The sequence below is a fragment of the Streptomyces sp. SLBN-118 genome (genome assembly GCF_006715635.1).
GTDB lineage: Bacteria > Actinomycetota > Actinomycetes > Streptomycetales > Streptomycetaceae > Streptomyces.
The window spans coordinates 1,184,182-1,196,969 of record NZ_VFNP01000001.1; the positions used below are offsets into that span (position 1 = coordinate 1,184,182).

A 12,788-nucleotide genomic window follows, 5' to 3' on the forward strand; every position below is an offset into this window, starting at 1 on the left:
CCGGAGAATCGACTGGCACGCGGAGTCTGCGGACAGGTTCGCTGTCCTTTACAGCTGGCAGTCGCTCACCATCGCGGCCGAAGTGCGTCGGAATACCGAGCGATATCGGTGTCATCCTTCACAGCGATCGGCCCCAAGCAGAGGGAGTTTTATACCTGATTCAGACTTCCCGTCGGCTTCAGCCGCATCTGCGAGGGCTGAATCACGTGTCTGCTCAATTAGCGCGAGCGATCCTTGGACAAAACCAAGAGATGCATGACGACTCTCTACCGGGCTTGCTACACAGTCCCTCTGGCATTCTTGGGTTTGGCTGCCTGGGTGATGTGTTGGAGGGTGGGCTGGCTGATGAGTTGGCGGATCTTAGCCTGAAATTCTGCCTTGTCTTCATGGCCGACGATGTCGCGTGTGACGTGGTTGATCATGGTGAGCAGTTCCAGCGAGTCGCCGCCGAGTTGCGTGAAGTCGGACTCCGGCGTGAGGGTAAGTATGTCGATTTCCAGTATTCTTGCCCAGATATCCGCTACTGCCCGTTCGACTGAGTCTTGGCAACTCTGCCGCCCCTTTCGTCTCAGCGTGCCGTGGCTGATGAGTGCGGGTAGGGCTGCGGTGTTGATCTTGCCGTTCACCGTGAGCGGGAAACTATCGAGGACACGGACAGCTGCGGGAACGAGATACGGAGGGAGGAGTTGCGCGGCGTGTTCCCGCATGCGTGCGGGTTCTGTGTCTCCTGTGATGTAGGCGCAGAGGACGGGGGGTCCGTCGTGGCGGATGGGTTTGGCCAGCACGATGGCCTGGGTGACGTCGGGGTGCGTTTCGAGCGCTGCTTCGACTTCTCGGGGTTCGATGCGGTGTCCGCGGATGGAGAGTTGCTCGTCATTGCGGCCGAGGAATTCGAGGCGTCCCTCGGGTGTGTGTCGGGCGAGGTCTCCGGTGCGGTAGACGCGGGTGCCGTCGGCGAGGTTGCGAAATCGTTCGCGCGTAAGCTCAGGACGGCCGAGGTAGCCGCGCGCCAGTTGGGCGGTGGCGAGGTGTATCTCGCCTCGCTCGCCGTGGGGGACGGGGATGCCACGGGGGTCGAGCAAATGGACGGCGGTGTTGTCGGCCGGCAGGCCGATGGGGACGGCATAGCGTTCTGCGTCACGCTCAGGGTTGAAGGTGTGAGTGATGCAGCCGATGGTTGCTTCGGTGGGGCCGTACTCGTTGATGATGCGGCAGTCTGGGCCGAACATCTCCTGGGCGCGGGCGGCCAGTTTGCCTCGCAGTTGGTCGCCGCCGACGATCACGAGGCGGAAGCCTCGCGGTCGGAGGCCGAGATTCGTGATGAGCTCAAGGTGTGCGGGGGTGAGTTTGAGTGAGTTTATTCCTGAGGTGGTAAGCAGTTCGGTGAGGGTGGTGTGGTCGGGTTCGTCGGAGATGAGGGTGATGCTGCCGCCGGTCAGGAGTGGCAGCAGGTGGGCGGTACCGGTGAGGTCGAAGGCAAGCGAGGTGAAGACCGCGAAATGGCTGTCTTCGTCGATGCGGTAGTGACGTATGGCCCAGCGCGCGTAGTCGGTGAGTGCTGTGTGCTCGACCATGACACCTTTGGGCCTGCCGGTAGACCCTGAGGTGTAGATGACGTATGCGAGGTCGCTCGGCCCTGGGCGGCGTGGGCAAGGGATGTCCGTGTGTAGTTCCCGTGCAAGGAAGCTGTCGATGAGGTCCTCTAGCACGAGTGTGGGGCAGGGAAGCTCGGCGGCCTGTGAATCGCGGCCGGCCAGGCAGAGGGCGGCGTCCGCGTCTGCCAGGAGTGAAGCCGTACGGCCGTGGGGGTGGTGGACATCGAGTGGGAGATAGGCGGCGCCGACCTTGAGTACGGCCCATAGCCCGATGATCGCTGCAGCGGTCCTTCGGCTGAGGATGCCGATGATGGAGCCGGGTCCTGCGCCGTGTTGTCGAAGCACTGCGGCGATGGCATCAGAGCGTCGGTCCAACTCCGCGTAGCTGAGTTGGCCGTCGGACCCGGTGATAGCGGTCGCGTCGGGAGTACGCCTCATCTGCTGTTCCAGCATCTGCGTAAGGGTCGTCAGCGGCTGTGGAATCTGCCGGCCCGTGACAGACGGACCGCGACGAGCCGTGGGTACCAGCTCCTCAGTGATGGCGTCGAGAAGCCTCTGAGCCCTCTGGGCAGCACCGGGTTCGGCGGGGCGGGCCATGGTGAGCCGGGTGATACCGCGGAACTCCGTCGCGGCCAGGCTGAGAGGTATGAAGGGGACTTGCTGGGGCAGCGTGTACACATCGGTGGCCTGGAACCCCGGTGCCTGCAGGTCTTCTTCCCCGATGCGGCCGAGATGAGTGATCAGGGCCGAACACGGATAGCGGCCCAGAACACGGGTGCTCTTGTCGGCCATGCCCAGGATGGCACTCAGCGGCTTCAGCGGGATATTGAGCGCGGCGGCCTCACTGCCCCTTGCAAGCTCATGGTTGTGCTCCAGAGCATGCAGCAGGCGCTCATGCCATTGCTCCCACCTGTCCCCGGGCTGACCGTCGAGGAAAACCGGAAGGCTGAGATTGGCCGTAGAGCGCAGACCAGGGCGGTGTCGGCGCAGATCGACCGGAACCATGATGCGCGAGACATCGCCGGTGATGTGTGTGAGTGCGGTGGCCGCCTTTGCGACCACTGCTGTGTGCGAACCGTCTACTTTCCGCTGCAGCCAACTCTGGCCAGGGCCACCGGCCCTGGCGGCGAGTGGCGAGCGGAACCGGGGAACCAGCGCAGGCCGCTGCCCCTGGGTGCCCATCTCGTCGAGAAGAGCCAGGTCATACAGTGGAGACGGGGCGCCCAGGGGCTCCTGGCCGCGCAGAGCGCGGAAGGTGTCCAGGATCCAATCGAGGACACCACGGCCATCCATGACCGCGTGATGAGCACGGAAGAGCAACGCCGCCTGATCGCCTTCCCTCAGCACTACCTCGCAGCTGCCCGCGGCACTCGCATCAAGCACCCGCGACGTCTGCGTACCCAATGAATTCACGCATCGGATTGCAGGCGCCCGCCCGCTATCCACCCACACCCTGCCGCGCCGTACCAGCCGAACCCCTGGGCATGCAGCTGCCGAACGGGCAACTGCCTCCGTCAGCCTGCCGGCGCCGATAGTGCCGGTTCCCTCAACGACCATCTGGATGGTAAACGGTGGCGTCGACCGCTCCCCCGCAAGATAGACCCACTCATTCGGAGACACAGGCCGTCGAAATACTTTCGATGCCGACAGCGGAGAACCCTGCGGCTGGTGTTTCGTCATTCTCTTTCCTTTGCGGCGTACCGCCTAGAAGCAGAACCTTCATCACAGGAGACACTTAATGAGGGACCTAATTCCGCACTTGTACGGGTGGACTGGCCGCTGCTCGTGAGCCGCCGGGATTTTGATCGTCGTCAGACGCGCTTCTCGAGTATCTTGCATGGCCACGGTTTGTCTGTGCCGGGCGTGTGGACGTCTAGCGACTGCGCGGGGTGGAAGCCTAGCTTCTGGTAGTGCTTGACCAGTGCGCCGTCGCCGTCGTAGCAGTCTGTTCTGAGGAGACCGATACCGCGGCGGGCTGCTTGCGCGTGGGCATCACTAACGAGAGCTTGACCAATCCCCCGGCCGACCAGTTTGCGGTCGGTGACGAGTAGCATGATGTACAACTCCCGCTCCTCCATAGGGGCTACATAAGGCTGAGGCGTTTCCGACAGGACACAAACGCCCGCAAAGCTGTCATTGAGTTCCGCGACTCTGACAGTCATGTTTGTCGTGTACCGTCGGATGCGCCGTACAGAGGCGGGCCGTGAGGACCAAGGTTTCGAGCCCCATTGCTCGCTTCTTCCGCGAGCTGTCAGCCATGCGGTAGCCCTGTCCAGCAAGTTGAGGGTGGCAAGGGCGTCGTCTGGTCCCCCTGCTCGAATCTCCGGTGCTTCCAATGTGCGGTCCTTGGGAGAATTGTCGCCATGGGTTGCACAACCCAAATACATCGAACCGGATTCGCTCAACGGGAATCACTGCAATGCGGGTTGGGGCACCGTCTCTGGCGCGGTTGACTGTTCATGCCTTGACTCTGCGGATGTATTCGTTGATGCCGCCGATGCTGTCGATCCACTCGGTCAGCCGCGTCATCCCGGTTTCGTGGTCGATTTCCGGTGCCACGAGATCACGCCGTGCCGCGAAGGTGTCGTAGGTCGTCGAGCGGGTCAGCAGAGCCAGCGAGTAGCGCGAGAGCGGTGGTGACGAACGCCGGGCCAGTGGTGGAAGTTTCCAGAGCATGTCCGTCGTGAACGCTGCGGCGCGCAGCAGGCCGAGGGGCACCTGCTTGGTAGGCGGCACGGCACCGAAGCGCAAGGCCAGTTCGGCCAGGGTGCTCCAGACCTCCACCGGCTCGGGATCCGCGATGAAGTACGCCCTGCCGCCGATCCCTTCGGCACGCGCGGCGCGGACACTGGCGGCGGCGGCGTTGTCGCAGTGGCAGAGCGAGGCGTGGACCTGCCGCCCGCCGGAGAGGTCCGGCAGGCTCCCGGTCATCATCTGCGCGAGAAGACGGGGCATGAACCCGGAGTGGTCGCGTGGGCCCCATACGGCGCGGGGCCGCAGGGCGACCGTGGTGAAATCGGGTCGGTCGCTGGCAAGCACCAGTCGCTCGGCGGCCGCCTTGGTCTCCGAGTAGAGGTTGAGGAAGCGCCGGGGGTACGGCTCGCTCTCGTCGATACCGAGCCGGTCGCCGTCGCGGATGCCCATCAGAGCGCTGGGACTGCTGATGAAGACGAATCTGCGGGCTCCCGCCCGGCGGGCCGCCGTCATAAGACGCCGGGTCCCCTCGACGTTCTCGTCCCGGAACTGGGCTCGGGTGCCCTGGTCGGTGACCCTGGCTGCACTGTGGTGCACCGCCTCGATGCCGTCCACCGCAGCACGCAGCGACGCAGTGTCCCGAAGGTCTCCGTAGGCGAACTCGATGCCGGGAACAGTGCGCAGGTACCGCAGGTCGCTTTCCCTGCGGACCAGTACGCGCACCTTGTCACCGGCGCGCTGACTGGCGTCGACGATGTGGCTGCCCAGGAATCCGGACGCGCCCGTCACCAGTACCTTCATGTCGAAGCGGCCTTTCTCCTGCGGAGGGCCGTCCGCCACCACGTCGCTCCGAAGATCATGGTGAGAGCGGCGGTCGCTCGTGGTGTGCGTCCGGTGGCGAGTTCCTGCTCCGCGTCCAGGGCGGCCGGTATCTGCGCCGCGTGGGCGACGACGCTCAGGAAGAAGTCGACCCACCACAGTGCGGTGAGTGCCGGATGGTCCCAGGGCAGGAACGGCCAGGCACCGATGTAGGCCCAGCCCGCCAGGGGCAGGGCACGCAGCGCGAGGTCCCCGGCCGTCGGGCGGAGTCGTCCCGTGAGGCGGTCCTCGGCCCAGCCCGCCAGCAACTCCCTGCGAATCTTGGCGTTGTGCCGGATGTCTACGGGGAAGCCCGGGTGCGGAAGGAAATGGGTGATCGGCTTGGTCATGGGGTTGCTCGTACCAAGGCCGCGCAACTCCTGCTCGATCCGGGGCCATTGTGCGGGGTCGGTGCCCGGCGCCAGCTCCACACACACCACCGGTTGTTGCCGGCCGTGCAGTCCGATGCCCACCAGGGCGGTGCGTTGCACCGCAGGATGGGCGTTGAAGGCGCTCTCACAGAGCACCGTGTGGAGATCGCCGTCGGCGGTACGGACCCGGTGACTCTTTCGTCCGCAGAACCAGATCCGTCCCTCCGCATCGATCCACCCGACGTCGCCGGTGCGGTGCCAGCGGTCGTCACCGTCCTGGATCTTGTGCTCGGCGTCCGCCTGGGGAGACCTGAAGTACCGGGGGCTGACCGCCGGGCCGCGTGCGACGATCTCGCCCGGTTCCCCCGGTGCAGTCGGCAGGTCCGGAGTCCAGTGGGGCACGGGTCCGTCAGTGATCCTGATGGTGCGCAGTGTGATGCCCGGTGCGGGACGGCCCAGACACACCCCGAGTCCCGCGGCCGGCCCTTCAGCGAGCCAGGTGAGTGCCGCACGGCTCTCCAACTGGGCCATCGGCAGGGCCTCGGTGGCCCCATAGGTGCTGTACACCCGTGCCTCGTCGGTCAGTACGGCGCGCAGCTCGCGCATCAGACCGGGGCTCACCGGAGCACCGCCCGAGATGACCAGGCGCAACGAGGGCAACAGAGTGCCGACCATCGCGAGATGCGCGGCAAGCGGTGCCAACAGCGCCGGGGAGGCAAACATGGCAGTGACCGAGAAGCGCCCTATCGCGTCCGTCAGGGCGGCCGGGTCGGCGGCGCCGACCCGTGCCATGTCCATCTTCGGGACGACCACCATGCGTCCGGCGATCAAGTCGAAGACCCCCATCAAGGGCATGGTGACCAGGGTGGTCGTCAACTCGTCGGTGAAGTGGCCCTCTTCGGCGCTGTCGGCCATGCCGCGCAGCATGCCGACCGTGAGTTCCACCGGCTTGGCCGGACCGGTGCTGCCCGTGGTGTATGCGATGAGCGCGAGGTCGTCAGACTCGGTCTCCGCGGCGGGCAACTCCCCCAGGTCGGTGCCGAGGGCGATCAGCTCCGTGAGGCCCGAGCCGTCTGTGCGGCCCACCGTGACCCGGGACTGCACCCCCGCGAAGGCGCGCGGACGCAGCCGTCGCAGCACGTGTGCCGCCGGGACACCGATGAAAGCCTCCACCTCCGCCCGTTGGAAGCAGTCGAGCATGCGGCTCAGCCCCATGCCCGGATCGACCACCACCGGCACGGCGCCGAGGTGCATCATGGCGAAGACCAGCGTCAGCAGGTCACCGCCGGGCGGTACCAGCAGGGCGGTACGGGTGCCGCGGCGAATGCCGTGCGCCTCCAGCCCGGCCGAGCAGGTCGCGACCCGGGAGGCGAGTTCGGCGTAGTCGACCGAGGCGTAGGCCGCCCGGCCCGACGGCTCCTTGCGGTCACCGTCGGGGTGGATGATGGCGAGCGCGTCCGGCGTGCGGGCCGCGTGCCGGGCGAGGAGCCCGGCCAGTGACGTCTGCCGGTGGGCCTGTGGCGATCCGGCTGGCATCAGCGGGCGGTTCCGTCTGCGGTGCCGGTCAACCGGTAGAGAGAAGCCGCCGACGTCGGTCCGGCGCCGACCGCGACGAACAGGATCGCGTCGTATGCCGCGAGCCGTCCTGCGAGCTGCGCCTGCCGGTACCCGTGGACGAGCGCCGACGTGTGCGGGTCGCCGTGGACGCCCTCGACGGTGATGACGGCATCGGACGCAAGTCCCAGCCGCTTGGCGAGCTGTGTCGGGAACTCGCGTGAGGGCTGTGAGGTGACGAGCAGCACACGATCCAACTCCACCCCAGAGCCATGTCCGGCATTGGCCCCTGTTGCAGCCGCGGCGCTCTCCCGCACAAGGACGACATCCACCGCATCGACCGCGAGACCCAGCAGCCGCTCAACTGCATCGTCGTCACGATCGACAATTGCCGTGTTCCGACCGTCGGAACCCACCTCGCCCATCGGCAGATAGCCATTCACCCCATAGCCGCCAAGACCCGACGAACGATGGTGGACACGGCCGAAGCCGCGGGCGTCCGTTGTGTGCTCCAGCAGTAGCGCCGCTCCGGTACTCGCGTAGGGGAAAGTGTCCGTTCCAGCCCGGGACGGGTCCATCGAAGGATGCGTGTCGGAGGACACCACCAGCACCCGGCGGGCACTGCCGGTGGACAACAAGGCGTCCGCCGCCTGGACAGCATTGAGCAGGCCGCAGGCCCCGTTCATCAGGTCGAACGAGAACGCGGCCCGCTTGTCGGCAGAGCGGAGGTAGTCGAGGTGGATGCCGATCCGCTTCTGGATCAGCGCTGCGACGGACGGCTCGACGATGTTGGAGTCCCGGTAGACACCGACGTTGATGAGGACGTCGACGTCCGCTGCAGTGATCCCAGCGTGCCCCAAGCACAGGACACCGGCGGCCGCCGCATGGCCGATCGAACTGCCCGAGCCGTCGGTCGGGGCCAACGCGGCCGAGGTGATGACGGTCGCCATGATCATACCTCCAGAGAGGAAACGGTCGCGGACAGAAAACCGGTCACCACACCCGAGGCGGCGGGCACCATGAGCACCTTCGAGCCCTTGGGTATCCAACCCTCCGCAAGTGCCTGATGCAGCACCAAGTAGTGGGAAGTGGTCGCAGTGTTCGCAAACCTGTCGAGGACACTCAACGACTGCGGCATGGGCACTCCAAACTGGCGCCTACCCACCAAATTGATGAAGTCGACGAAGCGGCTGCCCACTTGATGCTGGATTACGAAGTCGTATCCCTCGCCTGCAAATGTGCTGCCCCGCTCGGCGAGCTGGTCGCGATGGAAAGCAGGCCACAAGGAAAGCCGGTCCTGCGCATGCATCTCCTTGTTGTTCGTATACATCGCCAAGCCACCCGTATCATCACTCGGCATCCCCAGACACAGGTGCGAATACTGAGAGCACGTCATCAACTCAACATCGTGAATGATATCCCGCTCGTCCACGGCACAATCCATCACGACAGCGGCAGCGGAATCACCCACCGACATGGATGCGAACTGCTCGTCGCGGCTGTCCTCCATCTCGCGCGCCGCGGTGAAGGCAATGGGCGTGATCTGCTCACCGCTGACCACCAGCCCGTTACGTACGGCGCCGGAGCGAATCATCCGGTCCAGCAGAAGAACACCCGTCGTCATTCCCGCACAAGCATTGGACACATCAAAGTGGATGGCCTTGAACGCGCCGAGCTCACCAGCAATACGAAATGCGAATGACGGCTCGAACTGCAGACGACGTCCATCCGCAAGCCGACTGATAGAGCAGGAGATCACAACATCAATCTCCCCAGCGGCGTAGCGCGAGCGCTCCAGACAGTCCCGGGCGGCCGCAACAGCCATCGTCAGGCTGTCCTCTGGGCTCTCCAGAGCATCATCGGCTACACGCCGCTCCATCATTCCCGTGATCTTCGCGAGGTCGAACTTCGGAGCCTTCTCCAAACACCCAAGAAGCTCCTCCGTGCCCATAACCGTCGAGGGCAGATAGGCCCCGATGGCTTCTAACCGGCTACTACTCACAACACTCCCTCAAAGAATAGTCGCCCCGAATAACACGGCGGCGAAAGTACGACCCTGCCGCCATCTCACACAGATTCCCCGGACTCTCGAGATTCGAGAAAAGCGGGGAACGCCGTCAAGGGCCGCTCAGGTGGGTACATCCCGGGACCACCCCTCTCCAGCAGCTGCGATTTCGAGCCGGGAGAAGGGGGATCCCCATACACTCCCTCGATGACGAAGCCCTCGTGCCGGCTGATACAGGGTCACTGCCAGCCGATCACCAGATCGCCACCAAGCGAACGCTCACTCATCATGCAGACGCGGCAGGCGGTTGAGCATCACGACTTCTCGTGATCTTTGCGCAACGCCAGACGGGTAAGCCCCACTCGACTGGTGACGCCAAGCTTCCTGAACACTTTTCGCAAGTGACTGTCGACGGTGTGTGGCGAGACCGACAGAGCAGCGGCGACTGCGTGATTGGTCATCCCCTGTGTCACGAGTTCAGCCACCCGACGCTCCGCCCGGGTCAGCGCACCCCAGCCGGTATCGTCGCCAGGTCGCGGCGTCATATGACGCACACCTACGCCGCGCAGAAGAGCCTTCACCCGCTCGGCAGCACGCACTACACCCAGGCTGTCGTAAATGCCCAAGGCTTCCTGCCCGAACACAGATGCCGCACTCCGGCGACCGACAGCATGCTCAGCCTTAGCGGCGTCCTCCAACGCAGACGCAACGGCAAGCTTCCGGGGGCTGCCCCGATACGCCTGCACCGCAACCCGCAACGCATCCAGGTCAGAGTCCAGCAAACCCTGCGCATGGGCTGCAGCACCGACAAGAGATGGCACGGAACGGTTAGCCTGTGCAAGCCCGACCAACGCGGCGCACACACGATCCGCCTCCCGGACAGCTCCTGACCTGATAAGTATGCGCACCATCTGCGGCCCTACTGGCGGATCATCGGTAAGCAGTAGGAGTCGGCTCGGTAGTACTCCTGCCAACTGGACAGCCTTCCGCGCTGCCCGCTCGTCCTCACCGCATGCGTCATATACGAGCGCCAGGTCCCACCCCACTTGATCTTCCACAGCGTTGAGGCCTTGTGACATCAGCCGATCAGCTCTGCGCATGTATCTGGTCGCATCAGCCAGGTTCCCGCGATGCACGGCAACTTGGGAAAGCACCCCGAGCATGCAGACGTTGCGCACATGGGCAGTGAGGCGAGATGCCCCTTCAAGGCCGAGTCGGGCCTCAGTTTCTGCCTGATCCAGCCGTCCTTCCGACAGTCGCAACTTGGCACGAAAACAGTGCCAGAGAGGGAGAGACCAACAGGCACCAGCGGACTCGGCCTCTTGCTGACCACGTTCAAGAGCGGACTCAGCCTCTGAGAACCGATCCACAGCAGCGGCAGCCCTGGCCGCCCACAACCGAGGGTGGCGATGCCGTTCCACCCCCCAGCCCTCTTCACCGGACCTCAGCGCCTCCCTGGCCGCCGAGACGGAGTCTTCAAGCCTCCCCTCAGCTCGGGCAACCGCGCTCTGAGCGAGGACCGCAAACACCATGGCAGCACGATCACCACAAGAACGCGCCAAGCCGGCGGCCGCATCCGCAGCACACCGAGCCGCACCTACGTCGGACGCATACAACAAGCCATGAGCTTCGACAGCAAGCAGAGAAGCCCTCACGTCGTCCGGTACGCCCTCTAAAGCAAGCGCCCGCCGCACGCGGGCGACGACAACGTCCGCGCGACCTGTGTACATGAGCGCCTCAGCAAGGCCGGCTTCGATCGACGCCTTCGTTGCAGTGTCCATCTCAAGGCGCAAGGCGGACCTCCCCAACAGCCGGGCTTCAGTGAGCCTCCCCGCAAATGACAGCAGGCGCACTGCTTCCGCAAGTAGTTGAGGTCGAGCACTGTGCCCCGCTCCCACAAGCCCCAGAGTGCGGATCAACACATTCGCCGCCGTATCAGGCGACCGTACAGCTATGTCCCTTGCAGCGTCACTCAACACCGCCAGCACTTGTCTGTCCACTATCGGTATGAACCGTTCCGGGTTTGATCGAGACTTTAGGTTGTGACTGTGACCTGGAGATTTGCGTTCTGCTGGTGGTAGGCGGCCTCGTAATTCTGCGGGTGGGACGTGGGCCCATCTCACTGTGCAGGCGTCAGTGGTTGAACCAGTCGACCCACACGACGGTGGCCAACTCGACCTCGGACAGGGATTTCCAGGTCCGCTGGGGCTTGATCACATCGGTTTGGTCCTGATCCCAGGTGTCGCTGGGTTGCCGACATGGCCGTGTCCATCTTTCCTCGTGTTCGACGATCGAATTCCTCGTGTCGCGCAGTGGCGGGACACGGTGCGCCCGATCCCCCGCGGGTGCCCGTTCTTGAGCGTCCCCCTTGCCTGGAATCCGGCGCTCCTCCACCCTCGTTGCCGGGCCGGGATATAGGCAGGGGGGAAGTACGTGTGCCACTACCCGCTCCGCGGCTACGCACCCGCTTCGCTTATGGATGTCAAGCAGCTGTTGTGAGGTGACTCGAGGCTGCTGCGGTGGTCAGGACGTGGTAGATCTCGCGGGCGACGAACCGCTTGAGGCAGCGGATGATCTCCTTCTTCGACAGGCCCTCTGTGGTGCGTCGTTCCATGTAGGCGCGGGTGCGTTGGTCCCAGCGCAGGTGGCAAAGCACGATCCGTTAGAGGGCTGCGTTCGAGGCCCGCTCATCGCCCCGGTTGAGGCGGTGGCGGTGAGTCAAGCGGAGTGGCGGGTGCGGAAGTTCAGCAGATAGTCAGGGGTCGCTCCGGTGAAGGAGTAAATCGTCCTGAAGAAACTGTCAGTGGTGCGACGCCGCAGACCATTGCGAACGCGGCCTCGGAGCGGAGCCGGTCGGGATTGTCGCCCGCGGTGGGCCATACACGTTCGCCAGATACGCAGTCCGCACAGCCGTTCCAAGATCAGTGATCTACTCAGCCATCGGCTTCGCTGTCGTGGTGAACAGCACCCGCAGCGGCTCCGAACCCAGCCGCTGCCGGGCCCTGAACAGCGGCCACTCTGCCGCAACGTGCGTGATGCCGGAGCTTACGCCCGGATCAGATGAGGGACGTTGAGGGTCTGTTGTGCCGACGGGATCTGTCGGGGACGCGGATGCGTCTTGGGTGTGTGCGACTGGCGGGTCAGGGGCGCACTGTCGCGGAAGTTGCCTCGATCCTGGAGGTTCACCCGGTGACGGTCCTCACGGCGGTGCACCGCTTCGAGGCCGGTGGCGCGCTGCCATGGCGGATGCGTCCCGCAGCGGGCGGCCGCCGAAGGACACCCGGGCAGACCTCGACGCCTTGGAAGCAATGTTGGACGAGAGCGCCGCGTTGGGCGGCCCTGCGTGGACGCTCCAACGCACCCGCACCAGCGTGCGGCACAAGGCCGACGAAGCCCTCCAGCAGATCGCAAAGGATCAGCTGGAGGGCCTGCTGCCTGTACGGACGAGACACAATCCGCTCACGCCATCCTTCTGCCAGCGCCGCCAGTAGTTTGCCACCGTCTGCCACGGTGGCAAATCATGCAGCAAGAGTCTCCAGGCGCAGCCGGCTCGCAGCCAGTAGGCCAGCGCGTTGAGGATCTCCCGCCGTGCGTGCTTCGCTGGTCGCCCACCAGACTTGACAGCCGGAACCAGCGGAAACAGGATCCCCCACTCCGCATCAGAAAGATCCGTCGAGTATCGGGTACGCAGCCCGCACACCCCAGCCCCCG

The 12,788-nt window shown here is 64.9% G+C and carries 9 protein-coding genes and 1 pseudogene; 1 reads left to right on the top strand and 9 read right to left on the bottom strand.

Annotated features, from left to right (window positions below):
• Window positions 1-278: 278 nt before the first annotated feature.
• The 8 genes and pseudogenes from FBY35_RS05500 to FBY35_RS36940 form a co-directional block, all read right to left on the bottom strand.
• Window positions 279-3,008: a non-ribosomal peptide synthetase gene (locus FBY35_RS05500; protein ID WP_160159235.1), complete on the bottom strand. Its 2,730-nt coding sequence runs from the start codon at window positions 3,006-3,008 to the stop codon at window positions 279-281.
• Window positions 3,009-3,406: 398 nt separating this feature from the next.
• Window positions 3,407-3,982: a GNAT family N-acetyltransferase gene (locus tag FBY35_RS05505; protein ID WP_142214915.1), complete on the bottom strand. Its 576-nt coding sequence runs from the start codon at window positions 3,980-3,982 to the stop codon at window positions 3,407-3,409.
• A 70-nt stretch (window positions 3,983-4,052) separates the two neighbouring features.
• Window positions 4,053-5,090 (bottom strand): NAD(P)-dependent oxidoreductase, encoded by a 1,038-nt coding sequence (locus FBY35_RS05510; protein ID WP_142214916.1) that lies wholly within the window; start codon window positions 5,088-5,090, stop codon window positions 4,053-4,055.
• Window positions 5,087-7,054 (bottom strand): fatty acid CoA ligase family protein, encoded by a 1,968-nt coding sequence (locus FBY35_RS05515; RefSeq protein WP_142212702.1) that lies wholly within the window; start codon window positions 7,052-7,054, stop codon window positions 5,087-5,089. Before FBY35_RS05515 ends, FBY35_RS05510 begins: the two co-directional genes overlap by 4 nt.
• Window positions 7,054-8,022: a hypothetical protein gene (locus FBY35_RS05520; protein WP_260848524.1), complete on the bottom strand. Its 969-nt coding sequence runs from the start codon at window positions 8,020-8,022 to the stop codon at window positions 7,054-7,056. Before FBY35_RS05520 ends, FBY35_RS05515 begins: the two co-directional genes overlap by 1 nt.
• Window positions 8,023-8,024: 2 nt before the next feature.
• A complete protein-coding gene (locus FBY35_RS05525) occupies window positions 8,025-8,996 on the bottom strand; it encodes a 3-oxoacyl-ACP synthase III family protein (RefSeq protein ID WP_260848525.1) in 972 nt (323 codons plus the stop codon).
• Window positions 8,997-9,391: 395 nt separating this feature from the next.
• The gene (locus FBY35_RS36040) at window positions 9,392-9,898 is read right to left on the bottom strand and encodes a helix-turn-helix transcriptional regulator (protein WP_160159236.1); all 507 of its coding nucleotides are present in this window, start codon (window positions 9,896-9,898) and stop codon (window positions 9,392-9,394) included.
• 1,661 nt (window positions 9,899-11,559) lie between these two features.
• Window positions 11,560-11,950 (bottom strand): annotated as a pseudogene (locus FBY35_RS36940) (hypothetical protein); the annotation flags it as partial.
• A gap of 366 nt (window positions 11,951-12,316) precedes the next feature.
• Here FBY35_RS36940 and FBY35_RS36360 point away from each other — a divergent pair.
• Window positions 12,317-12,568 carry a hypothetical protein gene (locus FBY35_RS36360; protein ID WP_186357009.1) on the top strand — a complete coding sequence of 84 codons (252 nt, stop codon included), beginning with the start codon at window positions 12,317-12,319 and terminating at the stop codon, window positions 12,566-12,568.
• Here the strand turns inward: FBY35_RS36360 and FBY35_RS37955 are convergent.
• Window positions 12,493-12,777, bottom strand: a complete 285-nt coding sequence (locus FBY35_RS37955; protein WP_222123107.1) for a transposase — start codon at window positions 12,775-12,777, stop codon at window positions 12,493-12,495. The two genes, FBY35_RS36360 and FBY35_RS37955, sit on opposite strands and share 76 nt — an antisense overlap.
• Window positions 12,778-12,788 lie beyond the last annotated feature (11 nt).